The 26,359-nt window shown below is 68.5% G+C and carries 26 protein-coding genes; 9 read left to right on the plus strand and 17 right to left on the minus strand.

Annotated features, from left to right (window positions below):
• The first annotated feature begins 140 nt into the window (after window positions 1-140).
• On the plus strand, window positions 141-707 hold the full coding sequence (locus tag APR04_RS13565) for a DUF3558 family protein (RefSeq protein ID WP_253871082.1): 567 nt from the start codon (window positions 141-143) through the stop codon (window positions 705-707).
• A 365-nt stretch (window positions 708-1,072) separates the two neighbouring features.
• Entirely contained in the window at window positions 1,073-1,819 is a 747-nt protein-coding gene (locus APR04_RS13570) for a class I SAM-dependent methyltransferase (RefSeq protein ID WP_253871083.1), read from the plus strand.
• A gap of 6 nt (window positions 1,820-1,825) precedes the next feature.
• Here the strand turns inward: APR04_RS13570 and APR04_RS13575 are convergent, their stop codons facing one another.
• Both APR04_RS13575 and APR04_RS13580 read right to left on the minus strand, forming a co-directional pair.
• Window positions 1,826-2,494, minus strand: a complete 669-nt coding sequence (locus APR04_RS13575; RefSeq protein ID WP_253871084.1) for a response regulator transcription factor — start codon at window positions 2,492-2,494, stop codon at window positions 1,826-1,828.
• Entirely contained in the window at window positions 2,476-3,612 is a 1,137-nt protein-coding gene (locus APR04_RS13580) for a sensor histidine kinase (protein ID WP_253871085.1), read from the minus strand. Before APR04_RS13580 ends, APR04_RS13575 begins: the two co-directional genes overlap by 19 nt.
• A 162-nt stretch (window positions 3,613-3,774) precedes the next feature.
• Here APR04_RS13580 and APR04_RS13585 point away from each other — a divergent pair, with 162 nt between their 5' ends.
• From APR04_RS13585 to APR04_RS13615, 7 genes are all read left to right on the plus strand, one after another.
• The gene (locus APR04_RS13585) at window positions 3,775-4,482 is read left to right on the plus strand and encodes an ABC transporter ATP-binding protein (RefSeq protein ID WP_253871086.1); all 708 of its coding nucleotides are present in this window, start codon (window positions 3,775-3,777) and stop codon (window positions 4,480-4,482) included.
• On the plus strand, window positions 4,479-5,264 hold the full coding sequence (locus APR04_RS13590; protein WP_253871087.1) for a hypothetical protein: 786 nt from the start codon (window positions 4,479-4,481) through the stop codon (window positions 5,262-5,264). Before APR04_RS13585 ends, APR04_RS13590 begins: the two co-directional genes overlap by 4 nt.
• Window positions 5,261-5,860 carry an LURP-one-related/scramblase family protein gene (locus APR04_RS13595; RefSeq protein WP_253871088.1) on the plus strand — a complete coding sequence of 200 codons (600 nt, stop codon included), beginning with the start codon at window positions 5,261-5,263 and terminating at the stop codon, window positions 5,858-5,860. Before APR04_RS13590 ends, APR04_RS13595 begins: the two co-directional genes overlap by 4 nt.
• A gap of 131 nt (window positions 5,861-5,991) precedes the next feature.
• The gene (locus APR04_RS13600) at window positions 5,992-7,587 is read left to right on the plus strand and encodes an alpha/beta hydrolase (RefSeq protein WP_253871090.1); all 1,596 of its coding nucleotides are present in this window, start codon (window positions 5,992-5,994) and stop codon (window positions 7,585-7,587) included.
• A 165-nt stretch (window positions 7,588-7,752) separates the two neighbouring features.
• Window positions 7,753-9,252 carry an SDR family NAD(P)-dependent oxidoreductase gene (locus APR04_RS13605; RefSeq protein ID WP_253871091.1) on the plus strand — a complete coding sequence of 500 codons (1,500 nt, stop codon included), beginning with the start codon at window positions 7,753-7,755 and terminating at the stop codon, window positions 9,250-9,252.
• A 141-nt stretch (window positions 9,253-9,393) separates the two neighbouring features.
• Window positions 9,394-9,852 carry a hypothetical protein gene (locus APR04_RS13610; RefSeq protein ID WP_253871092.1) on the plus strand — a complete coding sequence of 153 codons (459 nt, stop codon included), beginning with the start codon at window positions 9,394-9,396 and terminating at the stop codon, window positions 9,850-9,852.
• A 48-nt stretch (window positions 9,853-9,900) separates the two neighbouring features.
• Window positions 9,901-11,025: a hypothetical protein gene (locus APR04_RS13615; RefSeq protein WP_253871093.1), complete on the plus strand. Its 1,125-nt coding sequence runs from the start codon at window positions 9,901-9,903 to the stop codon at window positions 11,023-11,025.
• Window positions 11,026-11,031: 6 nt separating this feature from the next.
• Here APR04_RS13615 and APR04_RS31030 read toward each other — a convergent pair whose 3' ends face one another.
• From APR04_RS31030 to APR04_RS13690, 15 genes are all read right to left on the minus strand, one after another.
• Window positions 11,032-14,301 carry a CHAT domain-containing protein gene (locus tag APR04_RS31030; RefSeq protein WP_253871094.1) on the minus strand — a complete coding sequence of 1,090 codons (3,270 nt, stop codon included), beginning with the start codon at window positions 14,299-14,301 and terminating at the stop codon, window positions 11,032-11,034.
• A gap of 214 nt (window positions 14,302-14,515) precedes the next feature.
• Entirely contained in the window at window positions 14,516-14,716 is a 201-nt protein-coding gene (locus APR04_RS13625; protein ID WP_253871095.1) for a hypothetical protein, read from the minus strand.
• Window positions 14,717-14,721: 5 nt separating this feature from the next.
• Window positions 14,722-15,195: a hypothetical protein gene (locus APR04_RS13630; protein ID WP_253871097.1), complete on the minus strand. Its 474-nt coding sequence runs from the start codon at window positions 15,193-15,195 to the stop codon at window positions 14,722-14,724.
• Between the two features lie 737 nt (window positions 15,196-15,932).
• Window positions 15,933-16,376: a hypothetical protein gene (locus tag APR04_RS13635; RefSeq protein ID WP_253871099.1), complete on the minus strand. Its 444-nt coding sequence runs from the start codon at window positions 16,374-16,376 to the stop codon at window positions 15,933-15,935.
• Window positions 16,377-16,584: 208 nt separating this feature from the next.
• Complete coding sequence (locus APR04_RS13640) at window positions 16,585-17,520, minus strand: hypothetical protein (protein ID WP_253871101.1); 936 nt, start codon at window positions 17,518-17,520, stop codon at window positions 16,585-16,587.
• A gap of 243 nt (window positions 17,521-17,763) precedes the next feature.
• Window positions 17,764-19,935, minus strand: a complete 2,172-nt coding sequence (locus APR04_RS13645; protein WP_253871103.1) for a TerD family protein — start codon at window positions 19,933-19,935, stop codon at window positions 17,764-17,766.
• Window positions 19,936-20,169: 234 nt separating this feature from the next.
• Window positions 20,170-20,589, minus strand: a complete 420-nt coding sequence (locus tag APR04_RS13650) for a PIN domain-containing protein (protein WP_253871105.1) — start codon at window positions 20,587-20,589, stop codon at window positions 20,170-20,172.
• 190 nt (window positions 20,590-20,779) lie between these two features.
• On the minus strand, window positions 20,780-21,610 hold the full coding sequence (locus tag APR04_RS13655; RefSeq protein WP_253871107.1) for an ImmA/IrrE family metallo-endopeptidase: 831 nt from the start codon (window positions 21,608-21,610) through the stop codon (window positions 20,780-20,782).
• A complete protein-coding gene (locus APR04_RS13660; RefSeq protein WP_253871109.1) occupies window positions 21,607-21,978 on the minus strand; it encodes a helix-turn-helix domain-containing protein in 372 nt (123 codons plus the stop codon). Before APR04_RS13660 ends, APR04_RS13655 begins: the two co-directional genes overlap by 4 nt.
• Before the next feature lie 111 nt (window positions 21,979-22,089).
• A complete protein-coding gene (locus APR04_RS13665) occupies window positions 22,090-22,677 on the minus strand; it encodes a GNAT family N-acetyltransferase (RefSeq protein ID WP_253871111.1) in 588 nt (195 codons plus the stop codon).
• A 366-nt stretch (window positions 22,678-23,043) separates the two neighbouring features.
• Entirely contained in the window at window positions 23,044-24,045 is a 1,002-nt protein-coding gene (locus tag APR04_RS13670; protein WP_253871113.1) for a CU044_5270 family protein, read from the minus strand.
• Entirely contained in the window at window positions 24,042-24,593 is a 552-nt protein-coding gene (locus tag APR04_RS13675; protein WP_253871115.1) for an RNA polymerase sigma factor, read from the minus strand. The genes APR04_RS13670 and APR04_RS13675 overlap by 4 nt, the downstream gene beginning before the upstream one ends.
• 430 nt (window positions 24,594-25,023) lie before the next feature.
• Window positions 25,024-25,365, minus strand: coding sequence for a type II toxin-antitoxin system PemK/MazF family toxin (locus tag APR04_RS13680; RefSeq protein ID WP_308292352.1), 342 nt, complete (start codon window positions 25,363-25,365; stop codon window positions 25,024-25,026).
• Window positions 25,362-25,610 (minus strand): ribbon-helix-helix protein, CopG family, encoded by a 249-nt coding sequence (locus tag APR04_RS13685; protein ID WP_253871117.1) that lies wholly within the window; start codon window positions 25,608-25,610, stop codon window positions 25,362-25,364. The genes APR04_RS13680 and APR04_RS13685 overlap by 4 nt, the downstream gene beginning before the upstream one ends.
• Entirely contained in the window at window positions 25,607-26,263 is a 657-nt protein-coding gene (locus APR04_RS13690) for a DUF6000 family protein (protein WP_253871118.1), read from the minus strand. The genes APR04_RS13685 and APR04_RS13690 overlap by 4 nt, the downstream gene beginning before the upstream one ends.
• Between the last annotated feature and the right edge of the window lie 96 nt (window positions 26,264-26,359).

A 26,359-nucleotide genomic window follows, 5' to 3' on the forward strand; every position in this document is an offset into this window, starting at 1 on the left:
CGCTGAGCTCCTCACCCGCCCGCGAGCGGATTCACCCACGCCACCGAACATCGTCCTGAAGTCGGCGTACCGGGCTCGTCTCACCCGAGGCCTACAGCCTTCGGGACCAGTCCCGGAGGCACTGCCCTACCGTCACGTGGATGAGGCTCATCCTGCCCGCGACGACGTACGCAGTACTTCTTGCTGCCATCTTGACGGCCTGCTCCCCCGGCTCTGGATCGCCCAGCCAGGAGCCTTCGGAGGCATCGCCGACCCCCAGCGCGACGGTCCAGCGTCCCATCGGACCGCCACCCGAGGAGCTACCGGACACGCTCGACCTCGCCGCCCTCAAGGCTGAGCCGTGCCTGGCCCTCAGCGACGCGGACCTGGACCAGCTCGACGCCGGCCTCGCGGTACCCATGGATGACGTCGAGCGCCCGGCATGCATGTGGATGGGGCCACAACGGACGGTGAGCTTCGTGCCGCACACAGCTGTCGACCAGACCGCCGATCGGGAAGCTCGCGAGGTGATGAGCGAGAGCACGATCGACGGGCACCGCGCACTCGTCGGCATCTACATCAAGGACCGCGGCTGTGTCGTGCACGTCAGTCACGAGAAGGGCACCTCGCTGGAGTTCGCCGAGCACTGGGACGGGACCAGGCCGTCAGGACGAACCTGCGCCCGAGCCGCAGACTTCGCGAGCGCGGTGCTCAGCAATCTCGGCTAGCGACGGCTGGCCGCAGCACGCGGGAGAAAAGACGTTCGCGTCCGACAGGACACCCCGCGGCCACAGCGGACCGCCCGGGTCGCGACCTTCCGGGCCAGGTCACAGGATGATGCCCCTCAGTTCGGCCGTCTTCGCGTTCTTGATCCGGGCTGACCCGTCCACTCGTCCTTCAGATGCGTCGAGAGCCACCGCGTAATCCTTGGCCGATCAGCCGATCGTCTGGGCACACTGTCAGGCATGCGCCTCGACCTGACAGAGCCCTTCGCGGGGGTCCGCGCGGGATCGGACCTGCTGGAGCAGCGAACTGCCGGACGACCATGCACGAAAGGCCGGCTGCGGATGAGCCGGGATGGAGGAGGCGCTCGATGAGTGAAGCGTTCTACTCGCACGCGAGGCTGTACGACCTGATGTTCCCGGGCGGTGGGCCCGCGGTCGACTTCTACCGGGCCGACGCCAACCGGCAGGGCGGGCGGGTGCTGGAGCTCGGGTGCGGCACCGGGAACAAGCTGATCCCTGTCGCGTCCGACGGGCAGCCGTGCGTCGGCCTGGACTTCTCGGCAGACATGCTGACTGAGGCGCAGCGTAAAGCGCATGAGCGCGGTGTCGCGGTGGAGTGGATCCAGGGCGACATGCGCGACTTCGATCTGGGCCGCACCTTCGACTACGTGTTCATCGCTGCCAACTCGCTGCTGCATCTGCATGAAGCCGAGGATCTGGTCAGCTGCTTCCGGTCGGTTCGACGACACCTGGCACCTGGCGCACGGTTCGTCTTCAATGTCTTCAACCCGAGCGTGCGGCTGCTTGCCGACGCCGATGGGGTGCGCCGCACCCGGAAGTCGTTGTCGTTCGTGGACCCTGACCGTGGCGACGTCAGCGTGGACGTCGCTGAGACCTACGATGCGGCCACGCAGGTCACGCGCGGGACGTGGTACCTCTCGACCGGCTCCGAGCCCGACTTCGTCGTCGCACCGCTCGAGATCAGGAGCATCTTCCCGCAGGAGCTGCCGCTGCTCCTCTCGCTCGGCGGCCTTGAGCTCGTCGAGCGCCTCGGCGACTGGTCGGGTCTCCCGTTCGCCGGTGATGCGCCGCTCCAGCTCTGCATCTGCGAGTAGTCGAGCTCAGAGCAGGCCGGCGTCGCGTATCCGCAGTGCGATGGTCACGCGGTTGTCGGTCTCGAGCTTGAGGAAGATGCGGGTCACCGTCGCCTTGACGGTGGGGACGCTGATGAACAGCCGCGTGGCGATCTCTGCGTTGCTCGCCCCGCGGGAGATCTCCATGGCGACGTCGAGCTCGCGCGCTGTCAGGACGTCGAGCCGGGCCCGGGCGCTCTCCCGCTTCACGCCGTCGGCCGTGCCGGCGGTCGCCGCCGTGATCACCTGACGGGCAACGGTCGGCGACATGACGGGCTCGCCGTCGGACACGGACCGGATGGCCGCGATCACCTTGTCGGGTGCGGCGTCCTTCAGGATGTAACCCGACACACCGGCGGCGAGGGCACGCAGCACCAGGTCGTCCACGTGGAACGTGGTCAGCATGATGATCGCGGGCGGGTCGGGCCGCCGGAGCAGGCCTTCGGCCGTCGTGACGCCGTCCTGGACGGGCATACGGACGTCCATGAGCACCACGTCGGGCGCGAGATCGCGGGTCGCGATCTCGGCCTCGATCCCGTCAGCGGCTTCGCCGACGATCTCGATATCGTTCTCACCGCCGAGAATCAGGCTGAGGCCGCGGCGTACGAGTGGATCGTCGTCGACGAGCAGGAGGCGGATCACGCGGTCACGCTCCATGGCAGAGATGCCTCCACGACGAATCGGTCGCCGTCGTTGTGATGGGTCAGGGTGCCGCCGAGGAGTGCCGCTCGCTCACCGAGCCCGATGAGTCCTAGCCCGTCGGAGGATACGGGCAGCTCACCCGGGGAGCCCGCCACGTTCGTCACGCGGACCTCGACGGAGGTCCCGCACGCACCGCTCAGCTCGACGGTCACGGGCGCGCCCGGTGCGTGCTTGCGTGCGTTGGTCAGGGCCTCCTGCACGATGCGGTAGACGTGCCTGCCCACCTGCGGGGGCAGCTGCTCGACCTGCTCGAGGGCCGCGCGGTACTCGACGCGCTGGCCCGCCTCCCGCACCTCGGAGACGAGCGCGGCCAGGTCGCCGAAGGAGGGCTGCGGGCCACCCAGCGGGTCCTCCTCGCGCAGCGAGCCGAGGGTGCCGCGCAGCTCCTCGAGCGAGGCATGGGCGTTGTCCCGGATGATCGCCGCCGCCTGGCGGACCTCGTCGGCGGTCAGGTCGGTACGGTGCGCGAGCGCGCCGGCGTGCAGCGACAGGATCGACAGCCGGTGGGCGAGCACGTCGTGCATCTCGCGCGCGATCCTCGCCCGTTCTCCCGCCCGCGCACGCTCCAGCCCGTCGCGGCGCTCCCCTTCCCGCCGTCGTTCCTCCGACAGCGCAAGGTCCCGCGTGCTCCGCAGATACAGGCCGAAGCCGACCAGGCACGCGATCGTCACGGCGCCGCCGATCCCGGCCACCAGGGTGGCGTCCCCCCATTCCCATCCGTCGTCGACGAACGAGGTGCCGATGAACGCGAACCACTGCACCACGCAGGCCACGGCGACACGCCGGACGTCGCGGTGGGTGGCGAGCGAAACGAGGGCGACGGACGCGGCACCCGTGGCCGAGCCTGACCAGGTAGTGAGCACGGCGGTCACGACTGCGATGGTGAACGGCAGCCGCCGGCGCCAGCGCAGCAGGATCAGGCCGACCACTCCGAGGGCGACGTCGAGCGCGCCCATCGGCCACTCGGCGAAGCCCTGCGCGACGAGGAACACCCAGCCGAACCCGATGAGCGCCAGGGGGACCGACGCGATGGCGTAGCGCAGAAGCTCTTGCCGGCCAGTGAGGGGTCTCATCGCGACCGATCGTAGGCAGCCGGTGGGGCCGGTGCCCAGCGACCTGGGGCTACGGTCCGATAGACCGACGTCGACGATCCGGCCGGCTCAAAGGAGACCTGCACCATCCGGTATGGCCAAGGGTCCGTAGCACCCGCGACCCGCGGCGGGTGGACTGGACTCATGATCACATTCGACCACGTCACCAAGCGCTACGGCGCCACACTCGCACTCGACGACGTCTCGTTCGAGGTGCCGGCGAGCTCCATCACGGGCTTCCTCGGGCCCAACGGAGCGGGCAAGACCACCGCGATGCGGATCCTCCTCGGCCACACCCGGTCCTCGGGCAGAGCGACGATCGACGGGCAGCAGTACGCGGGGATCAGCAACCCCGCGGGAACGGTGGGCGCCCTCCTCGACGCGCAGGCGGTCCACCCCGGCCGCACCGGCGCCGAGACGCTGGCCATCGCCGCGGCGATGATCGGTGTCCACCGGCGACGCATCGGGGAGGTGCTCGATCTCGCCGGCCTCTCCGTCGCCGAGAGCCGGCGCACGGTCAAGGGCTACTCGCTCGGTATGCGCCAGCGCCTCGGGATAGCCCAGGCCCTCCTGGGCGCACCGAGAGCGCTCGTGCTCGACGAACCGGCGAACGGCCTCGACCCGCAGGGCATCCGGGCCATCCGCGACCTGCTGCGTGCCGTCGCCGACGACGGGTGCGCCGTGCTGCTGAGCTCCCATCTGCTGCACGAGGTGGCGCAGCTTGCCGACCGCGTCGTCATCATCGGCCGCGGCCGCATCCTTGACGACACCCCGGTCGACCACAGCACGACGCAGGACCTGGAGAGCCGCTACTTCGCTCTCACCTCGACAGATGATCGGAGCGCAGCATGAGCAGCACGACCGTTACCCCCGCCGGCGAGGTACGCGCGGAGAGTGGCCCCTCACGCACCGTCCCGTTCACCCGTGTGGCCGCCGTAGAGATGCGCAAGCTCGCCGACACCCGGACAGCGCTCGTGCTCCTGACGCTGCTCGTGCTCAGCGCCGTCGGCGCGATGATCATCAACGCCGCCTACTTCACGCAGGACGTCCAGGACGTCGCCAGCAGCGCGGCGCTCACCCTGGGCCTGTTCCTCCCGGTGCTCGGGATCGTCTCGGTGACGAGCGAGTGGAGCAAGCGCACAGCGCTCACGACCTTCGCCCTCGAACCACGCCGCTGGCGCGTGCTCGTCGCCAAGGCCGTCGCCGGGACCGTGGTGGCGGTCGCCACCAGCGCCCTGATGATCGTGCTCGCCTACCCGACGACCGCCGTCGCCGCCGCAGTGCGCGGCGTGGAGGCGGACTTCACGCTCGACCCGGTGGCCCTCGCCGCCTGGACCGCCGTCAGCGTCCTGTTCACCCTCTGCGGTATCGCACTGGGCTCCATGCTGCTCAACGCTGGGGCATCGATCGTCGTCTACTTCGTGGCCTCGATCGCCTGGGGCTTCATCGGACTGACCGGAGATCTCGGCAGCACGCTCGCGGGCTGGCTCGACCTGAACGTCACGACCGTCCCGCTGGCCGGCGGCGAGATGAGCACCGACGCGGTCGGCCCGCTCCTCGCCTCGACCGGCCTGTGGGTCGCGGGGCCCTTCCTCCTCGGCCTCCTTCGCGTGCACCGGATGGAGCTTCGATGAGCGACCCCGACGAGGTGACCATGACCAGCTCCGCCGTCCAGCACCTGCCGCGCTTCTTCGTCAAGCAGCACTTCACCGTGCTGGTCAACCGCTACACGATCGTCGAGGCGCTCGACGACGGGTCGGAGGGTCGGATGCTCGCGTTCGCCCAGCAGAAGCGGCTCGCGGTGCGCGAGAAGGTGACCTTCTACGAGGACGAGGCGAGGACCCGGCCGCTGTTCGGCTTCCGCGCACGGCAGCTGATCGACGTCGCGGCGGCCTACGACGTCACCACCGCCGACGGGTCCGCGATCGGATCCTTCGAGAAGGACTTCGCCGCGAGCCTGATCCGCTCCAGCTTTCACCTCCGGGCCCCTGCACTGGAGGCCTACGGCCAGGAGCGCAGCACGCTCGTCGCAATCCTGCGCCGCGTGGCCGAGCTCCCGCTGCCCGTCCACTTCACGTTCCGCGACACGGGGACGGGTGCGCCCGTCCTGACCAGCGAGCGGCAGCTCAGCCTGCGCGACCGGTACACCGTCGAGGTGCCCGACGCCCGGGTGGACTTCCGGCTCGCCGCCTCGGTCGCCGTCGGCGTCGACGCGCTGCTGGGGCGGTGACGGCCGCTGTCCCCCGTGAGAGTACAGAGAAGTGTCCACATCAAGGGGATTTGTGGCGCAGCCATCTTCCATAGGTTCATCGGTAGCGGCGTCAGCACGTCGTGACACATCAAGAGCTGGAGGGCACGACGTTGAAGACGATCCAACGGTCAGCGAGAACCGGTATCCCCCGGAGACTCACCACGACGGTGATCGCGGCGGCGCTCACCGTCGCGACGATGGCGGCCTGTGCCACCACCTCGGACACGGGCGCGGCGGGTGGGGCCGCACGACCGGTCGCAGAGGCGGCCGCCACGTCGCGCATCACCTGGGGCGAGTGCCCCGAGCTGGCCGAGGGCGCCGGTCGCGACCCCCGGCTCACCTGTGGAACGGTGAAGGTTCCGCTCGACTACCAGAATCCCAATGGCGAGCAGATCGAGGTAGCCGTCTCGAAGCTGCCCGCTAAGAAGTCCCGCGACCGCCGCGGTGTCCTGTTTCTGAACCCGGGCGGCCCGGCGCTGCCCGGCCTGGAGACACCGAGTGACGTGGCACAGACCCTGCCGCCGTCGGTGCTGGCGGCCTACGACCTGATCGGCTTCGACCCGCGTGGGGTCGCGCACAGCACCCCGCAGAGCTGCGGCTTCGACGACCCGTCTCTCGCCGGCCTCTTCCCGTACCCGGCCGCGGACGGGTCGATCACCGCGAACGTCGACCACGCCCGCACCGACGCCGAGCTGTGCGCAGCGAACGCCGGCGAGAAGCTCCGGTACTTCACCACCGCCAACACGGCCCGCGACCTGGACCGCATCCGCGCGGCGCTCGGTGAGAAGAAGATCTCCTACTGGGGTCAGTCCTACGGTACGTACCTCGGCGTCGTCTACGAGTCACTCTTCCCGAAGCGCGCCGACCGGGTGGTCCTCGAGGGCAACGTCGACCCCACGAAGGTCTGGGCCAACGCGAAGGACAACTGGGGCAAGGCCATGTCGGAACGCTTCCCCGACGCGGCACGAGTCGCCGCAGCACAGCACGCCACACTCGGGCTGGGCGGCACCGTCGACGAGGTGACCCAGAACTACCTCGCGCTCGCCGACCGCCTCGACCACACCCCAGCGCCCGTCCCCGGCACCGAACAGGCCCTGACGGGTTCGATGCTGCGCACCGTCACCTACAGCCTCCTGCTGCAGAACGAGAACCTCCCGATGCTCGCCCAGTTCTGGAAGGCCGCCGCCGGGCTGGCCGACGGCACGCTCACCGAGGCGGACGGCCAGGTGCTGCAGCAGGTGTTCGCCGCACCGCCGCCGACCCCTGGCGTGCCTGCCGACAACCAGGCCACCATGTTCCTGGCACTGACCTGTGGTGACGCGCAGTGGCCCGACGACGTCGACGAGTACGCCCGCCGCACAGCCGAGGACCGCGCGGCCTGGCCGCTCACCGCGGGGATGCCCGCCAACATCTGGGCGTGCGCGTTCTGGCCGGAGCCGATCGAGGAGCCCGTCCACGTGACCGACAAGGGACCGCGCAACACGCTGATCCTGCAGAACCGCAGGGACAACGCCACACCGTGGGAGGACGGCCTCGGGCTGTACGAGGTCCTCGGCAAGCGAGCGGCCTTCGTCGGCGCGGACAACGGCGGGCACTACGTCTACGGCCAGGGCTCGACGTGCGTGGACGAGGCGACGGTGACGTTCCTGACCACCGGCCGGCTGCCAGGCAAGAAGGTCTACTGCACGGACGTCGCCCCGCAGTGACGCTGGTTACTGGCGGCAAGTGTCCGTAGACGGGACTCCTGGTGACTCGGCCGCTGACCAGCCGCCGTTTCACCAGGAGTTCCGGTGCCGCGCTGTCGATCCTGAGCGCAGCTGCGCGTGGTGACCGAGCCAGGCTTCGGGCCGGGCGACGGGTACTCTTCGGCAGTGCCAACGAACGCGGGGATCGACCCGGACGAGCTTGCCACCACCCTTCGGGTGCTGGGCCGGCTCAAGGACCTCGAACCCAACCATCCCGACGTCCAGACGGTCAAGAGGGCGACCGGTTACATGTGGAAGCTGCTCAAGAAGTCCCGTAAGGCCGCGGTCCGCGAGGAGATCCAGGCGCACGACCGGAGCGTCATCGAACGGACGGCGACCGGTTCGGCAGCGCGGATCGACGACGAGACCGCCGGCATCCCGCTGGTCTCGAACGCGGCGGGGGCGTTCGCCGGGGAGCTACGCACCGCTCGCGCCTGCTACATCTGCAAGGCCGACTACACGCTGGTCGACTCGTTCTACCACGGGCTGTGCCCCGACTGTTCCGCGAAGAGCCACACGCGGCGCGACCAGCGCACGGACCTGACCGGCCGCCGCGCCCTGCTCACCGGGGGCCGCGCGAAGATCGGCATGTACATCGCGTTGCGCCTGCTGCGCGACGGCGCTCACCTCACCATCACCACCCGCTTCCCGAAGGACGCGGTGCGCCGCTTCTCCGCGATGCCCGACGCCGCCGACTGGCTGCACCGGCTCAAGATCGTCGGGATCGACCTGCGTGATCCCACCCAGGTGATCGCCCTGGCCGACGACGTCGCCGCGGCGGGCCCCCTCGACATCCTGGTCAACAACGCCTGCCAGACGGTCCGCCGCTCCCCTGGGTCCTACTCGCAGCTCGTCACGGGCGAGTCGTCGCCGGTCGCCCCGCTTCCCCACGGGCTGGAAGCACCGGAGATGGTCACGTTCGACCGCATCTCGGAGGCGCACCCTGCTGCGATCGCGGGGGCGCTGACCGCCTTGTCGGTCGCCCACCGCGAGGGACAGTCGCAGGACGACGCCGTCGCGATGCACAGCGCGGCGTCTCTGACGGCGCTGGCGCTCCGGGCGGGCTCGGCCTCCCTGGATGCCCACCTGGCCGGCACGGCCGTCGATGCCGGCGGGCTGCTTCCCGACCTGCAGACGAGCAACTCCTGGACCCAGGTCGTTGACGAGGTCGCCCCGCTGGAGCTCCTGGAGGTCCAGCTCTGCAACGCGATCGCGCCGTTCCTGCTCATCTCCCGGCTGCGGCCCGCGATGCGGGCCGCGACGTCCAAGGCGCGACGCGGGTACGTCGTCAACGTCTCGGCGATGGAGGGGCAGTTCTCCCGCCGTTACAAGTCCGCGGGACACCCGCACACCAACATGGCCAAGGCCGCCCTCAACATGCTGACCCGGACCTCCGCGGCAGAGATGTTCGAGAAGGACCGGATCCTGATGACCGCGGTCGACACCGGGTGGATCACGGACGAGCGCCCGCACCAGGAGAAGCTGCGGATCGCCGCCGAGGGCTGGCATGCGCCCCTCGACCTGGTCGACGGCGCCGCCCGCGTCTATGACCCGATCGTCCAGGGCGAGGCCGAGACCGACCTGTACGGCTGCTTCCTCAAGGACTACGAGCCGTCGCCCTGGTAGTACTGAACACCTCTTTCGCCCGGCCATCGGGCCGCTATCCTGGCGTGCACGTCCCGCTCGCGGCCGGCGCCAGGTGATGTGGGACGACGATCTCGGAGAGCGTCCATGTCGGTCCACGTCAAGCGCCATCGGAGGCCCGCTATGACTGATACACCTGACGACACCGCGCCGAGCGTCAACCTGCAGCCCGGTATCCCCGCCCCGGAGAGTGGGACATACGTGTGCGGCTACTGCGGCCCTGCCGGCCTCGCGGAACTCTTGGTTCTGCCGATGCAAGCCATGCGCGCGGGATCGCCGGGAGCAGGCAACGTGAACATCAGCGGGCCTCTGTCCGGGCGGATGTCCGTCTACACCATCGCTGCCGCTACCAGGCTACCGAAGTGCCCTACCTGCGGCCCTGCGACCGGCTGGGACCTGCTCGTCGGCGCGATCGACGAGTATCTACAGAGTCGCTCCGAGGCCCGAGCGCGCGTGTTCGAGGGTCTCGGTATCGCCGGCCGCGTAGGCCGCCCGCGGGTCTCGCTCGATGGAGTGAAGGTCATCACCGCAGAGCTTCCGCGAACACGCCGGTCGAGCTGGCTGCCCTGGCGGCGACGGTAGCCACCCGACACGTCAGACCATCAGCACCGATCCGAGGACGGCGATGTGATGTTTCGACGGAAGCGCGGACGCGACAAGACGTCGGCGAACGTGCGGCTGGTGGGGCGCGACGAGCGGGAGCGGGCCACCTACATCATCTACAGTGCGGCCCGCTTGGCCGCTGCGCTCGACTTCCTGCGGCAGACTCCGGTGACGGAAGAGTTCGTCTATCTCATCGTCGAGACGCCACAGGGAAATATCGGGCGCGATCTCGTCTACATCTTCGACGAGAGCGATGGAACGCCCCTGGCCCTTGCGCCGCGGCCGGCAAGCTCGGACCCCACACCGTCAGAGACGCATTGTGCCTGGTGCGGCCACTTCGTCGTCCCCGTCGAGCTTCCCAGGCTCAGATTTCATGAGGTTGTGAGCAGTGTGGCGACGCATGTGCTGGTGGAGGGACCGCTGTACAAGCGCGGTCACGGGTTCTCGTGCGAGCACTGCGGATTCCTGCAGTGCGCGGTGTGCAGCGGGATGACGAACGACGACGCTGATCCGCCGATGCCGACATGCCGGTCCTGCGGGCGCGAGCTGCGCTTCCACATGGAGGATGTCCCGCTCCACGAGCTGCGCGAGTCGAGCCGCCTTGGACCGAACGGCGAGATCGTTCTGTTTCCTGACGATCCTCTCGGTGACGAGACCTGGGGGCTGCTGCCCCTCAAAGTGCCGTGGACCGTCGACGTCGAGGCGTTCCTGGCTCAGCCGACGCTGCCGTACCTCTGGCCCGGAGACGACAGGTACGAAAGCTTGGTTGCCGACTGGGGTGCGGACGCCCGGCGCATGCTTCGGGCGAGCTGGATCAACGTCTACCTGCACCACCCGAATCCAGATGTCGTGTCCGAATGCCTTCGGGTCGCTCGTCCCGACTCGGTGTACAACATGACCGCTCTGGCTGACCTCCTGGCATCGCCCACAGCCGAGCAGAGCCTGAAGACGGCGGCCTCGGTCGCGCTGTGGGCGCTCGACAGCGAGCCCAAGGTCCGCATGGTTCTCAACCTGCTGCTGTCGCGAGGGCTGATCGCCTCTGACTACTCCCCGCAAGCGGTCCACCAGGCTCTCGCGGAGCTATGGGCAACGTGTCCCGCGGAGAAGGCCCGATGGTTCGAAGAGCAGCTGGACGACGGGGAGGACGACTGACCTACGTCACGCGCCCACGTGGATGAAGGGAGCCCAGAGGAAGGGATGGCGCCTCCGGCGAGCGGAACCAGGTCGGTCCTCGCCGTCACGAACGGCCCGGACAGCGCGGTGCAGTACGTGAGCGGTGTGACCTAGGTCCAGCTCCCGGTCCGAACCGCCGAGACGGGAGTAGAACGTCTCCGCCACGACGACCGAGGTCCGGTCGTCCGTCTCCCAGAGCGTGCTCACGACGTGGTTGAACCCCGCGACCTGGAATGCCGACGCAAGGTGGATGGACTCGTCACCGAGCCCGAAGCTGAGCGGCGATCCGGTGTTGCACGCCGACAGGTAGGCGAGCTGGGCCCGAGCCAGCGTCACCGCGCTGAGGCTGGAGACGGTGAACGGGTTGGCCTCGTGATCCGCCAGCAGAAGGCGGCTCTGCGAGGGGTCGCTCAGGTCGTATTCGCCGTGACCGGCGAAGTGCAGGATCTCGTGGTGCGGCATCCTCGTCCTGACCTCGTCATACACCGCTGGCAGGGGGCCGTACGCGCCCCCCGCATCGCCCTCGAGGACTGTCGCGTCGGGAAAGTAGCGGCGGAACGCCGCGATCTCTCCTGCCACGTACGGCAGGCGGCCGTCGTCGAGCAGCCCGGGCGTTGCCGGCATGGCGATCCCGAGCGCACGCGGCGTGGAGAGCGCCGCCGTGTGCCCGGCCCTTCGGCGGGTGTGGAGGAGCAGCCGAACGGACGGCGCGTAGGAGGAGACGACGCAGTCGATCACTGCCTCAGGAGCCTGAGGACCCTTCCCGGCGTCGGGCATCGCGTGGTAGCCGGCGGCGTGGATGGGAAACACGCTCAGCGCGCCGCACGGAATCCAGTAGACGCGGGGCCAGTCCGCAGGATCAGGCGGGGGCTGTTGCAACAGACCCAACGCGTCCAGGACAGGTCTGGTCAGGGAGTCCCAGAGCCACTCGAGCACCTGGGTGAAGGTCCGGGCCGCCGCGCGGCGCCCTTCGGAGTCCTCATCAAGATAGATGGCATCTCGCGCCTGTTGGAAGGCGTCGAACCGCTCACCCACGACGTCCATATCGAGGTTGTCGAGGGCGGTCGCGATGACACGAGTGGGGGTGATCAGGAGCGCGTGGCATCCGTACTCGCTGATGGTGAGCACCACGACCGGGCCTTGCTGTGCGGCGTCAAGCAGCTCTTCCGGGGCAGGTTGCCGCCCGAACGCTTCGAATCCCTGAATCGCCCGGATGCGACTCAGCAGGGTCTCGAACTCCACCGCGAGCCTCGGTCTTTCGCGGACCAGACTCCGATCGACAGCCGGCATCTCTTGCCGCCTCGTAGCGCTCGACGAAAAGTGGGCGGCGTCGAGAGGCTGGTCGAGAAGATCCCGCAGCTCCACGAACCGCGCGGCAAGGTCCGGGTGGCTCGCACGCAGAGAGGACAGATCGTCCCGGCCCTCCAGACTCTGGCCGATCAGTACCGCTCGGCCGACCTCCAGGAGGCTCAGTGCGCGGAGGGGCCGCTCTCGCTCGGGATACCTTTCATCGGCCAGGACGAGCGAGGCCGCTTCCGCGGCGAGAGTTCCGATGCCCCTGAGCTCCCGTTGCCGATCGTCGCGGGTGAGCCGGCGCGGACTGATCGCCGGCAACATCTGCACGGCCGCAACCATCAGGTCGACCGCGCGGTGCGGGGCAGAAGACGTGAGCAGCCCTGCTGCGTCCTGAGCGGCCAGGATCCTGTGCCGGGCCGGGGCGCCTTCCGAGTGCCACGCGCGAAGCGCTGCATCGACGGCGGCGTCCCGGTCCACCGTGGGATCGGCCGCGAGAAGGCTACGCCGCGAGTAGGCGCGCCCGAGATTGAGAAGGAACTTTGCCCGCTCGGGATGGTGCTCGTCGACCAGCTCCATGCAGCGTCGGCCATGAGTGATCGCCTCGTCGAGGTCGGCCGGCTCATGAACGACGTCGAACCGCTGGACAGAGGCCCACGCCAGGTTCGCGAGAAACCCCGCCTGCTGTTCGTGCGAGGTCAGGCCGATGGCGAGAGCTGTCCGGGTGACGGAGATCGACTCGTCGAGATCGGCCAGGAGATGATCGCGGTCGAACCGTGCCGACAGCACGGCTCCCAGGTTCGCCAGGCACATCGCCCGGTCCGTCGCGTGCCGAGCGTTCGCCACTGCCGCTCGGTTCAACGTGATCGACTCGTCCAGGTCTGATGCGTGCGCCGTGTGCATGAAGCGTTCCCAGAGATACACACCAAGGGATGACAGGTCGGTGGGCTGTGCTCTCCCGTCGTTCCCGGATCGGCCGAGCACCGTGCGGCGTTGGTCGATCGCCGCGTCCAGGTCGGAGAGCGCGCGGGCATGGCGGAACCGGTGATAGAGCAGCTCCGAGAGCAACCTTGTCTGCTCCACCGACATGGCGGAGGAAGTGTCGGGCATCTCGCTTGCCAGCCAACCCTCGGCGATGGCTTCGTCAAGATGGGAGATGGATGCGTTCCACCTGTATCGCGAGAAGAGCGCAAGCATGAGCAGCAGCGCGCCGGGCTTCGAACCATCGGGTGCCGGGTTCGCCGCTGTCACGTGGGCGCCGGCGAGAGCGACCGCCTCCTCGATGGCTTCCGGACCGCTGGTCAGTTCCGACCGTGCGATGAGCGCCTCGATGAGATGCGCCAGATGCGACTCCCGGAGCGGATGCTCCACGGGAACCATGTCGCATGCTGCCCGGGCATGCTCGATCGCCTCGTCCAGGTCCTCGGGCGCACGCGCTCGTCCGGATCGCGCTACGAGCGCTCGTGCCAGCATGCTCAGGCACTTCGACTGATCCCTGCCGTCTCGCGGCCGTGCGTTCACCGCTCGTCGTGCGTAGCCGACGGCGCTCTCCAACGCCTCGGGAGTACCCCGCGCCTCGAACAGCTCGCAGAACGCTCCGGCAAGATTGTGCAGGGACCCCTTGCGCGAGCTCCCGGGAGGCCTGAGAGCAAGCGACGTCCGGTGGAGGCTGATCGCATCCTCCAGATCTGTGATCGAGCCGTAGAGGTCGTACCGCGCTTCGATCGCGACCGCCAGGTTGTTCAGCGCTGACGTTCCGTCCGAATTCTCGTGAGGAGGCAGCGCGATCGCCGACCGCCCGAGGCTGATCGACCGCTCCAGCTCCGCCGGGTCACCGAGCAGCTCGTACCGATGATGGTGGAGCACGGCCACGATCGTCAGGTAGTCCGGGTGGCGCGGCTCGAGCTCGATGAGCTCGGCCCCCACGCGCATCGCCTCGTCGAGATCGTCGGTGCCTCCCACCGCTTCAAGGCGAGCATGCAGGCAGCACAGCAGGTGATACAGGTCCTCCGAGCGTTCGGGGCTGTTCGGGCCAAGCGATGAGACAGCAGCCCGAGAGGAGGTGATGGCACGGTCGAGCTCGGCCTGGTCGCCTGTCTGCACCCAGCGGTCCCAGGCCGCATGTGCTTGCGCGCTCCAGCGCTCCGCCTCGCCTGTCGCGCGCATGTGGTCGCGCTCAGCTCGGCTGCTGGTCCGGACGGTCCGAACGCCTTGGTCGGCGCGGTTCGAAGCCGGCGAGCTCATCGTCGGCGAACGTATCGACGAGGTCCCCCGACACGATTGCCGCCCGTGTTCCGCTCTGCCCTGACTCGCTCGCGCCGGCCGGGCGCCGGGCCGGCTCGGAGCCGTCGGGCGCCTGCTCGTCCATCTCAGTCATATCCGCTAATTGTGTACCAGGATCGCTGAGATCATCAGCACGACACCAAGTCCCAGCGCCCCGGCTGACGCTGCCCAAAGGCGTCCCTTCCGTACATGTCTGGGCACGTTCGCCTCAAAGGCCTTGACCCTGGTGGCACTGAGCGCCGCGAGCGCCGCCGTCCGCGTGGCCGTGGCGTACTTGTTGAACCACGGCCGTGGAGTGGGAGCGTCCTGATAGGAGGCCACGGCGTTCGCCGCGATGCTCAGACCCCCTGCGGCGGCGTAGCTGACATATGCCAGTCCCGCGAGAACCGAGTCGACCTCGCGGGTCGACAGGAACGACGCGGCCGCGATGGCAAGACCCGTGAGTGCCGTCGCCTTCGTCTCGATCTTCGACATGGACTCGGCCTGCCGCGCCAGACGACCTGCAAGCTCGGTATTGATGAGCTCCAACGTATCGGCCTGCATCTCAGGCTCGTCGGGAGAGACATCTGCCACGATCGACCACTTCCTCTCTTGGGCACGGGCTGCTCTTCGGCTATGAGCCCACGCGAAGGTACCGCCACCTGGTGTCCGTGCACATACTCCGGGGTCGAGATGGTCCGGGTGCGCCGAGCCGGCGCCGACGGTCGCACGGGCCTGCCATCACACAGCAGAACGGCCCCGCGGACACGATGTCCGCGGGGCCGTCCGACGACCTAGCTCACCAGCCGCGCTCAGCCAACCGAACAGGCTCAGGCGATTTCTCGACATTGATGCCGTGGTCCACGATTGATGCGCACCGGGGCAGACTGGGGATCGACCGGGCAAGTCGCTATTCTGCAAGCACAAACCCGCTGTTCTGCAGGACCCAAGTCGTTGTTCTGCAACCCTGAGGTCGCGGATTCCGCACCATGCGGATCGCGGGCAGCAGCGCTCAACCACCGCGAACGCCCCTGGGAGAGTCGGCACGGGCCACCCACCCGTCGACGGGCCCAGCTTCAGCACTCGGCGCTCGACCCGCAGCCCAGGTCGGGGTCATCTCGCGCGGCACCCCGTCGGCGCGCGTCGAGGAGGACCACTACGAGCTCGGCCGCGGACCGGTGGATCTAATCCTGGGCCACGTCATCCCAGCTCGAAGCTACAAGAGCCTTCCACCGAATGCGGGGGGAGATTCTGCCGTGATAGCAGGGATAGTTGCTGATGCGCGGTGGCCCCGGCAATGACCGCGCACAGCCGACGTCAGCCGTCTGGATTCAGTTGATCGCTGCCACGGCGAGGAGGTCGAGGTCGTGCTCGACGGCGTGGCGGAGGGCGCGGAGAGGGCCGGTTATCAGTTCCTCGGCATCGTAGTCCGGCTCGTCGCCCTGGGTATCAACTGCGTCGGCCGCTCGGCGGATCAACTGGGCCCGGGCGGCGGGGTCAGAGTCAATGATCGTGGCGAGCTCGGCCAGCGCCTCGGCGGCCTCGGCAGGTGACCACAGCACGCTGTCGGTGAGGGAACGGGCCTGGCCAGTTGGTCCGACGATCTCCACGAAGATCTCGAACGGGAGGCACTTCCGAGCGGCGGTGACGAAGAAACCCGGTCCCTCGACGACATGGTCGAGGAGATCACGCAGCCCCTCACTGTCGAGGGGGTTGGCCGACACCGCCACGGACCGCGGGACCGGACCGATCACCCACCAGCCGAGGATGCCCACGCGCCCACCGTACCGGAGACCACGAGAGCCATCTGGAGGAAGCCCACGAACCAGGCAAGGTCCGCGCGATCGAAGTGTCGAATTTTCCGCAGTCCGACCTGGACAACATCCTCGAGCGTGGCACCGTCGCGCCGCACGCGAACCAGATCCTCGCCCACAGACCTTATCGACTACTGCCAGAGCAAGAGATCATGCGGACACGCTCTCCTCAGCCTCTTCGGGAGCGCCTGCGGGCCCGCTCCCTCTGGGCGCGGGCATGCTCGGCCTGGCGGTGGCAGGTCTCGTAGCGGTCGGCCCACGTGCTGTCGGCCTCGTCGTGCACCACCTGGGCAAGCACGCTCCAGACGCTCTCCGGGATGCGGCGCAGCAGGACGATGTCCTCGGGGCGCCAGGCCAACAGGTAGCGGACGGCGCCGGACCATGCGGGGTCCGTGGCGGGTACACCGGCCAAGGCCGTGAAGACGGCCTGCAGGGGCAACCGCTCGAGCAGGGTCGTCGCCGCCCCCTCCTGCACCGGGTAGCCGGAGTAACGGCCGGTGCCGCCTGACCTCCAGCGCAGGAGTGCCACCGCTTGATCGGGTTCGCCCGGGTGCACCTCAGCAAGGCTGCGGGCGAGGTCGTCGGCCAGTCGCTCGGGAAGCCCAGAAGCGGCCTCCGCGAGTATCCGGGGAGCCTCTGCACGAACGGCCTCGGGTGCGGCCTTCGTCCAGGACTCGAGGGCCCGTGCCTGGTCTCGTCGCTGCTGTTCACGACGATCGACCCGGTCAGCATGATGCGTATAGCCGTGAGCAGCCATCCAGGCGATGAGCTCCGGACCGTGCGCGAGCTCGACATCGCCGTCAGGCGAGCCCTGCCAGCGCAGCGCCGAGCCGTGGTGCCAGCCGAGGACATCGATTGCGGTGCCCTCGTGGTCGAGCAGCTCGAACGCGGAGTCGCCGAGGCACATGCAGTACATGCCCGTGGATCGGGAGACCTCCAGCAACCGGGCCAGATCGTCGAGCTCGGCACGTTCGCTGATCGTCAGCACGGGCTCGACGTCGCGCGGCTGGCTCGCGGACGCACCGCGGTCGTGCACGCGGATGACCGACGCCGAGCGCACCAGGCCGTTCAGGACCTGTGCGTCGAACGCGTAGTCATCGGACATGCACGCCAGGGTAGCGGCGCGCCCGGGAGGACGGAGGCGCCGGGGACCCACCCTGAGCGACGGGCGATCCAGTCAAAGTTCCAGCGCGGTATCAGGCATGTGACCCAGCCGGCGGTTTACCCGACGGGAGGCGGCACACAGGGTGCCGCCTCCGCTCGGGGACGCGGAAGGCGAGGTCGCTGGCTTTTTTCAGAAGATGAGAAGGAAGCCACCTCATGGCCGCGCCAGGCGTCACTGTAGCGGTCAGGCCGGGATCAGCTCACCGAGATTCGCCGGGGTGTAGACGACGGACCCGGCAGGGAGCCCGTCAGGCCGCTCGAACCCAACGAACGCAACCGGACCGTCGAGTTCCTGGCCCGTGTACGGGGCGACGTCGGTCCCGGCGGCGCGGAGCAGATCCGCCACGTGGCGGACCGTCAGGTAGCGGCGTCCGACGATCTGCCGGACCTGCACCGTCGTCGTCGTGCGGCCCTCTTCGACAGTGTTGAACCGCGTGCGCCCGCGCTGGTCGAGATGGAGCCATACGGCCTGCCACACGCCGCCGTCGCGCACGAACGCGACGGGGACGACGATGCGAGCCGTCCCGCAGAGGTCGGACTTCATCCGGACGGTCCGCGCCTCGAAAGGCAAGCCCTCCTGCTCGTGGTCTCGGGTCATGTACCCGAAGAACCCCTCGGCCAGGTCGTCGAACCCCTCGCCGGAGTAGACGAGGACCTGCGGGACGACGACGTCCTTCGCCACCGCACCGGTGTCGACGTCGATCTGCTCGGACGCACCCTCGGGCGCCTCGGTGAGGTCGCCAGAGTGGACGAAAGCATGCCCGCGGAGGTTGGTCCACGAGGCATGCTCCGGGGAGGTGAAGTCCCGGTCCAGGAAGAGGCACGACAGGTCGAGGTCCGTGCGCCGCGCGGCCTGCCGCCAGTGCACGAAGAACCGTAGCCGGTCGCCGTCCACGGGTGTGCGGGAGCCACGGGGCAGCGTGCCGAAGCCGTTCGCCCGCGACCTGCCGGAAAGGGGCAGTGCGACGTCGGCGATGGCGGGGTCGATGACGAGCCGGGCCGGGCGCGGCAGGCGGCGCAGCGTCTCCGCGTCGCACAGACGCACGAGGTCGGCGACGGCCCCAGGGTCGAGCCGGGCGCGCGTGTCTGGCACGCTCCACGCCCGGGCCTGGGCGTTGACGAAGATTCGCTGCAGGGCTCGGTCGTCCCGGTTGCCGAGGTGCTCGCGCAGCGAGAGGACGACTCTGCCGGACACGTCGGGCAGCACGCGCTCGACCGCCGTGACGACGGCCTGGCGCTCGTCCGGAGCCGTCGCCGAGCGCAGCGCTCGGTCGACGCTCCGGACGAGGAGTCCGGGCGCCTGCTCCAGCACGCGCAGCGCCTGGTAGACGTCGCCGGCTCGGAAGGCCGCCTCGACCCGAGAGGTGAACGACGGTGCGTGCTCGTCGCGGCGCGCGACAGCGAAGACGCGGGCGGCGTGCGCCAGGTCCGGGAAGTCGCCAGGGTGCAACCGCGCACCGAGACGCTTCCACCGCTCGCGCCGGACCCCGACGTCACCCAGCTTCGCGGGGTTCGCGCGGACGACGTCGTCCAGCAGGCCGAGGAGCAGGCGGCGCCGCGCACGCGAGAAGGATGGGAACCGCGTCGGCGTCCGCAGCGTGCCGTCTCCGCCGGCGAGCTCGCACGCGAGGCGCAGGACGTCGTCGACGGTGTCGACCGTGCCGTCGACCGGTGTGCGGCCTGCCTCGACCTGCGCGGCGTTGACGACGGCGCGACTCTCGCGGACGGGGATCGTGTACGGCTGCGCGCCGTCTGCGCAGTGCCGAGCCAGCCCGCGCAGCGCGTCCCTTTCCTCCTCGCGCAGCGGCGTCGTCGCGCTGGCGAGGCGCAGGTAGAGGTCGCGCGCCTCGTCGTCGGCCAGGCCGCCCAGGTCGAGGGTCGTGACACGGTCGCCGAGCGCCGGAGCGAGTTCGGCGTGCGCTGCGGCCATCTCGGCGTACGAGTGCTGGTACCGGCCGTACCTGGGCAGGGCCAAGAGGTTCACGACGACCCGCCGTGCCCGCCGTCGCGGCCGGCGGGCGAAGTCCGGATCGCCCGCGGCCTCGGCGAGGCACTCGGACCAGAACGTGAACGTGTCCGGAACCCCGCGCGGGAAGCCCTGGAAGTACACGTTGTGGCGCACGTGGTCGCCGACGAGCCCGGCGACCGCCTCCACGACCCGTTGAGCCCGCTGCGTCGCGACGCCCGCCTCCATGCGGCTGATGTGCTCGAGGAGCGCCACCGAAGCCTTGAACCCGGCGGTCAGGAGGGTGACGTCAAGCTGGCGAGCGACGGCGGTCCCGTCGCCACGCGGCGCGGGCTCCGCGGGGACGCGCAGCGTGTGCGCAATCAAGAGAAGGTCCAGGTCGTTGGTCATCTTGGCGCAAAGCCTAGACGGTTGATTTCAAGGGGCGGCTGCCCGCATCTGCCCGACCTACGACGAAAGACGAAGGGCCCCGCAGACACGATGTCCGCGGAGCCCCTCGGTCGACGGCCTAGCTCACCAACCGCGCTCCGCCAGCCGAACCGGCGCAGCTTCTTCCTCAACATTGATGCCGTGGTCCAAGATTGTTGGGTCGCGCAGCGCCGCGAGCGTCACCGGCCCTGGCACCTACTGCCAGCAGGGCAGGTTCAGGAGGTTCGTGGTGGCCAATGGCGGGAGCCCGTCGTCCAGGTTCCGCAGTCTCTCGTACAGGTTCCGCATGGCGCTTCTGTCGGGCAGATGCTCGCCACCTGCGGCGCGCTCGAGCACGGTCAGAGTATGGATGAGGCGAATGCTGCCCACCGCCTTGCCCTCCGCTTGAAGCCGCTGAAAACGACGGCCTTCGGCTGCGGCGGCACGGCATCCTCCGCCGTCGTCGATGAGGACGATGACATGTTCCCCGGCCTCGGCCGCCACGGCGGCGTGCGCGACGACCATGGTCTCGCCGAGATCCTTCCCGGAGCGCAAACGCTGATCGAACGGGACCCCGCTGATACGCTGGACGGCTACGGCCAAGGTGTCGGTCACGTCGTCGGAGAGCACCTCCATGAGGTGCTCGGGGAGCTTTTCCAAACTCGTTCGGCAGCAGCAAAGCGCTGATCCTGACGCGCCTTGCGGAGGATCTCGCTCTCTACCGCTTCGGGAACGCAGAGCGCCCCCAGAGCGCCGAAAAGCAGCCGTTCCTTGTTGAGCGAGAGGAAGTTGATACCGGGTCCGGCATCCATGATGGGGCGCTGGCTCATTCGTCGGCGCCCTCGATCTTCTCCTCGTCGTCCAGGTCGCTGAGGTCCACGACGACCTGGGGCAGCTCGGACGCCGCCATCCAGGACGGCTCATGCTCCTTCGGTGCGACACCGGCCTCCGCCAACTCGTCGGCGACCGCTTGGGCGCTGATTCCCCTGAGGGTGGCGACGGCCTGGACCGTCGCGATGCCCTCGCTGAAGCCGGCAATGGCACGAGTGAGCAGGCGTTGTGGAGCGCGGGTACGGTCGGCGTCGTTCTGGAGCGACTGGTACTGGTCGGTCCAACCGAAGCGGGTCGCGAGCCGGGGCGTCGAGAACCTCATCCATTCTTGCTTGGTCACGGCGTCGACGTACCCGGAATCGCAGAGCGCGATCGCTGCGATCGCTGGAGACACGAGGAACCGCTGCACGACGGCGGACAGGTCGGCCTCAGTCAGGCCCACCCGTCGCCCGAGGAACAGTCGGAGCCCCTTGCCCGGCACGAGCAGGTGCCGAGCAAACGCGTCTGCCCTGATCTCCTCGGAGGAACGCTCGCCAAGGGACTCACCTTCGGTCCAGTCGCCGAAGACCACATGAGCGAGTTCGTGGGCCAAGGTACTGCGCTGCCGCATGGGGTTACGGGTCCGCGCAACGCCGATGAAGGCGACGCCACGCACGGGATCACGCATCGTCAGACCGTGCTCGTCAGGTCCCGCGTCGAGCACAGCGACATCGCAACCCGTCGCTTGTTCGATGAGCGCGACGAGATCGCCCAAGGGCTGCTCCCCCAGGCGATGCTCCTCGCGGAATGTCGCGGCTGCCCTCTCACCTTCCTGCTCCAGCGTCATGTCCGGCCTCCCCTTGCCGGAAGCTCGGGAATGCCCTGGTCATCGAGGTAGGCGTCCAACTCGATGAAGTGCAGGAGCCGCTGGCGCATCTTCTCCATGTCCGAACCGTTCGTCGCGCGCGCCGCGCACTGCACCCGGTCGGCAACGGCCGTACCCGTCAGCTGAGCCACCGTGCAGCCGACCGCGTCGGCGATCAAGATGATCTCAGTCATCTTCGCCGGGCGCTTGCCAGAGAGGATGCGACTCAGTGTCGTCTGCGAGATGCCCGTGCGATCCTCAAGCGCTCGCTGCGACAGCCCAGCAGCCTCACGGGCGCTCTCGATGGCCGCGCCTATCCGTACACTCACCCGAACCACCTCCTGAATCATGTTTCTCAATGTGATTCAGTCTAGCGGGTGGGACTGACACGTCCTGAACTTCCAGCTTCCTGCTGTTCGTGGATGCGCCCTCCATCGCACGCCCGCCGAATCGACCCACGGTCACAACTGCTTCGTCAAGAACAGCGAGTCCCCGTGGACTGCGTCCCGTTCGACACGATCCGTCGTCTCGAACCCGAGCTTCGCCAGGACGCGCAGCGAGGCGTCGTTCCACGCCCGGACGGTGGCCCACACTCGGCGGTGACCAGTTGCGCGCGCCCAGCCGAGGACGGCCCGCGCAGCCTCGGTGGCGTATCCCTGCCCCCGGGCCCGCCGAAGCAGTTCATAGGCCACCTCGGGTTCGCCCTCCGGAACTATCGGGCTCGCGATCAACCCGCAGTACCCGAGAACGTCACCGGTCCCTTTGCGCTCCACCACCAGCAACCCGAGCGATCCGGGCGGCGGGGTGTCACGGATCCGGTCCTCAAGGTCCTCGACGGTGGGACGCCCCTCGGCATCGATCCGCCGATGCGCCGGGACTCGTGGGTCACGGTCGACCCACATCTCACGGTGGGCAACAGCGTCCGAAACATGCCAGGGACGAAGCAGAAGCCGAACGGTCTCGAGCGGGATCGCGAGCCGCCCCTGGTCTGGCGGCTCAGCGCAGGACGGTGGTCGTGAAGCCCTTCGATTCCTTCCGCCCTCGTCCACGGTCCGGACCCTACCGAAGCGGTAGGTCCGCACCGTGCGTGGCGGCGCCTGTCGTCGAGCAGAGACGAGGACGACGAGACCCCGCGGACACGAGGTCTGCGGGGTCCCACTCAGCTTCCGGGCCAGTTAGAAGCTGGGAAACCCGACGTCACCAGCCGCTCCGCCAGCCGGACCGGCGCAGCCACTTCTTCGACGTTGACGCTGTGGTCCAAGATTGACGCGCACTTGTGCATCCAGTCAGAGCTCCCGATCGGAGCATCGCCACGACGAGTGAGTGCCCCGTGGACGTCGTCCACAGGGCACTCACGAGTCACCGAGACGAGCCCGCTAGCGCCGAAGCAGGTAACAGCACCGGCATGTCCTCTCTCAACAGGATCGCTCGGGCTCCGATCCCGGCCCGCAGACCGGAGACTGCGCCTTGGGAGCAAAGTCACGGGGGCTCTGCTCGACGACGGTGCCGGTGTGGAGCAGCGCGCCGTCGTTGTCGAGGTAGCGGGTCTCCAGCAGCCTGCCGTCGCTCGGATCGAGCACGAGAGCATAGCGGCCCAGGTTCTGGCTACTGAAGTCAATGCTCACGGCAGTGCCGTCGCGGCCGGTGGCGTCTGTCGTCGGGCCGTCCAGGGTGACACCGGGGATCGTGGCGATGACCTCCCACAGGCCTCGCCGCAGCTCGGGCCTGGCCGGGCTCTCGCGCAACAGGCCGGTAGAGGCGTCCCACAGGTCGTAGGCGTCGCCGTGCGAGGTCTCCGTCACCCGCTCCGTCAGCAGTGCGCTGAGCGCCTCGGGGTCAGAAGGCAACTCCTCGAGCTCGTCCCAGGTCACTGACACGTTGTCACCGAACGTTGTGGTCCCGTCTGCTTCCGGGTCTGTGTAGTTCTGCCCGAGGTCTTGGTTCCGGATCAATGCGGGGTCGAGGACCTCGCTGCCGTCCAGCTCAGCGGCCTCCGCAGCCAGAAACTCGTCACGGAGCACCCCGCCGTCGCGGGCGAGCCAGATCTCACGCTGGTACGGGACAGTGACGGAAGTGTCGACCTCTGTCCGGACGTACCAGTACCGTCCCTCCTCCACCGGCTGCAGGGCAGCGTTACTCGCCGCCTCGAGAAGGATCTGCTCCGCCGACGCCGGCGCGGTGACCAGGAGACCACCACCGACAGCGGCGGCCAGCAATGCGACCCCACCGCCCACCAACGCGCGAGCCTTGGTGCCCCAGCGCTTCGAGGTTCCCGAGCGAGCAGGTCGTGAGGTTGCTGAGAGGTCCTGCAGGAGCAGTTCTGCGCGGGCGCTCTCGTCCGCGGTCAGTGTGCTGGTCGGGACGGGGTTCGCCTCGGTGACCCGGCGGAGCGTGCGGTCTCTCATGAGGTTGTTCATGGCAGCTCTCCCTTGAAGGCAACAGTGAGGTTCGGGGTGATCGCGGGGACGGGGTCATCGACCGAGTCGCCCAGCAGATGCTTGAGCCGTCGGCGCGCTCTGGTCAGCCGGACCGAGAACGCCGCTCGGGTGCATCCGAGCACAGCAGCGGCCTCCCGGCCGGTGAGTCCGTCCCAGGCGACAAAGGCGATCGCCTCGCGGTCGGTGTCATTCAGCCGTGCCCACGCCAACCGGAGGTCCAGTGCCGCGGCATTGAACGATGTGCCGTCCGCGTCTGGATCTCGCTCACTACCGAGGCGCAGCTCCAGACGGCGTCGTCGTTCCTGGGTGCGGTGGTCGTTCGCGACCAGGTTGCGCGCCACGCCGAACAGCCACGGGCGCACCTCGCGTGGCACGTCCTCCCACCGGTCCCAGGCGATGGTGAACACATCGGCGGCGAGGTCTTCCACCAGCGCGGGATCAACGCGACGTCGTATGAAGGCGAGTATGTCCGGGTAGGCCGCGCGGAACACCTCGCTGAACACGACGTCCGGCCTTGGCCTCACCACAGACTCTTCCTTTGTCTCATGCCCCTACATGGTTCCCGACGACGAAAGTGCAACGCCGCCCCGTGGACGTGGGGTGCACGAGGCCAAGGCGCCAGAACCGGGTCTGTCGGTCCACCCGCACCCCACCAAACACGAGGAACATCTCCCCACGACAAACGGGAGGGGCCCCGCAGACACGATGTCCGCGGGGCCCCTCCGTCAGTCGCAGGAGCGACCTGTCACCAGCCGCGCTCCGCCAGCCGCACCGGCGCAGCCTCTTCTTCGACATTGATGCCGTGGTCCAAGATTGGTACAGGCCGTCGTTTTGCCGCACGACTTGTGGTCGTTCTGCCGCACACCCAAAGGTCGCGCTGCCAGGCACGCCTCATCAGGCGTACACATCAGGGTGCGCAGAAGGACAGACTCCATCGCCCGGCCAGCGGATCGACCGTCACAGGTCCACCACTCGTCGAAGGCCGGCGTCGACGGCATCCATCAGGTTGTCAGGAAGCGCGAATCCGGTGGGTTCGATGTCAGTGCGGTCCACGGTCATCGGCTGGGACACGTTGACGACCGAGTCCTTCGGCAGCCCGGACGCCAAAGCTGGGAGGAACACGTTGCCAGGATGCCGCGCGAGGGCCGTGTTCGAGGTGATCGGCAGGACGACGACGGTCGCGATGCGGGATTTGTTGTACTGATCGGACTGTACGACGACGGCAGGTCGCCGCTTGGCCGGAGCGCTGCCCCGGGGTTCTCCGAAGTCGACCCAGCACACCTCTGCGCGCCGGATCACCACTCGTCCGAAGCCTCGACCAGGCGCGCGTTCGCGGCACGGCGAAACTCGGCGGTATCGTCACCGGGCTGCCCGATGGCGTCGATCGCGTCGTCGATCTGCTCGGTCAGGTCTGCACTGGTCAGTTCGTCGGCGTAGTGCTCAGCGGCACGCCGATAGAACTCCGAACGCGTCATGCCGTGCTTCTGCGCGATGTGGTCGAAGCGCTCCGCCGTGTGGTCCGGGAGGCTGATCGCTGTCTTCATGGATCAACGGTATAACTTTTTCTACCGCCCCGCCAGAGAGGTGCGCGCCACGCTGAACGGCGCGCAGTTCGGAAGTCGCTCTGAAGATCGGTAGCAACCTTCAGTGAGTCCTGGAACGAGGCAACGACTATGGGATCGGGATCGAACGGCGGAGGACCGCCCAGGTGGGCGATGGCTGCCGATACATACTCCGCAGTTCCGAGGTCGTCACGGCCATCGCGACGTGCGACGAACGACTGCATTCCCGCGACGACGTCCGACCCAGTGATCAGCGCGCTGACAACTGCAAGGGGACCTGCAGCATGCGAGGACGCGTCGATCCACGCGGCGGCGACTGCCTCGCGAACTCTGTCGGCGGGTACCGCCAGGGCGAACCACGCACCCATGGTCTGTTCACGCCACCCGCCGCTCAGGAGCAGCCATTCCACCTGCTCGGAAGTCGGTCGCCTACCCGCTCTGATCAGCTTGCGCCGGAACCTGCGTGCAGCATCCGGATCGACTTCGGTCGGCGCCTCCACCAAGTACATCTTCAGGTAGAACGGCCGAACCAGCCGCCTGATCAGCCGGGCGTCTTCACGGGTATAGAGCAATGAGCTGCGCCCCTCTCCTGCCCCGGACTGGCCCCACTCATACTCCGACAACGGCGCCGACACATGACCTTGATTCAACAGGCTCCAGGCGGCCGTTATCGGAGCGGCCGTTATCGGACGGGTTATGGCTCTGCCCGAGCCTACTGAACCCAACCCAGC

Source organism: Promicromonospora umidemergens (assembly GCF_024171995.1).
In the GTDB taxonomy this organism is placed as follows: domain Bacteria; phylum Actinomycetota; class Actinomycetes; order Actinomycetales; family Cellulomonadaceae; genus Promicromonospora; species Promicromonospora umidemergens.

Coding starts and splice junctions, on each gene's coding strand:
- APR04_RS13565 (WP_253871082.1), top strand. CDS start 141: ATGAGGCTCATCCTGCCCGCGACGACGTACGCAGTACTTCTTGCTGCC.
- APR04_RS13570 (WP_253871083.1), top strand. CDS start 1,073: ATGAGTGAAGCGTTCTACTCGCACGCGAGGCTGTACGACCTGATGTTC.
- APR04_RS13575 (WP_253871084.1), bottom strand. CDS start 2,494: ATGGAGCGTGACCGCGTGATCCGCCTCCTGCTCGTCGACGACGATCCA.
- APR04_RS13580 (WP_253871085.1), bottom strand. CDS start 3,612: ATGAGACCCCTCACTGGCCGGCAAGAGCTTCTGCGCTACGCCATCGCG.
- APR04_RS13585 (WP_253871086.1), top strand. CDS start 3,775: ATGATCACATTCGACCACGTCACCAAGCGCTACGGCGCCACACTCGCA.
- APR04_RS13590 (WP_253871087.1), top strand. CDS start 4,479: ATGAGCAGCACGACCGTTACCCCCGCCGGCGAGGTACGCGCGGAGAGT.
- APR04_RS13595 (WP_253871088.1), top strand. CDS start 5,261: ATGAGCGACCCCGACGAGGTGACCATGACCAGCTCCGCCGTCCAGCAC.
- APR04_RS13610 (WP_253871092.1), top strand. CDS start 9,394: ATGACTGATACACCTGACGACACCGCGCCGAGCGTCAACCTGCAGCCC.
- APR04_RS13615 (WP_253871093.1), top strand. CDS start 9,901: ATGTTTCGACGGAAGCGCGGACGCGACAAGACGTCGGCGAACGTGCGG.
- APR04_RS13625 (WP_253871095.1), bottom strand. CDS start 14,716: ATGACTGAGATGGACGAGCAGGCGCCCGACGGCTCCGAGCCGGCCCGG.
- APR04_RS13640 (WP_253871101.1), bottom strand. CDS start 17,520: ATGTCCGATGACTACGCGTTCGACGCACAGGTCCTGAACGGCCTGGTG.
- APR04_RS13645 (WP_253871103.1), bottom strand. CDS start 19,935: ATGACCAACGACCTGGACCTTCTCTTGATTGCGCACACGCTGCGCGTC.
- APR04_RS13650 (WP_253871105.1), bottom strand. CDS start 20,589: ATGGAGGTGCTCTCCGACGACGTGACCGACACCTTGGCCGTAGCCGTC.
- APR04_RS13655 (WP_253871107.1), bottom strand. CDS start 21,610: ATGACGCTGGAGCAGGAAGGTGAGAGGGCAGCCGCGACATTCCGCGAG.
- APR04_RS13660 (WP_253871109.1), bottom strand. CDS start 21,978: ATGATTCAGGAGGTGGTTCGGGTGAGTGTACGGATAGGCGCGGCCATC.
- APR04_RS13670 (WP_253871113.1), bottom strand. CDS start 24,045: ATGAACAACCTCATGAGAGACCGCACGCTCCGCCGGGTCACCGAGGCG.
- APR04_RS13685 (WP_253871117.1), bottom strand. CDS start 25,610: ATGAAGACAGCGATCAGCCTCCCGGACCACACGGCGGAGCGCTTCGAC.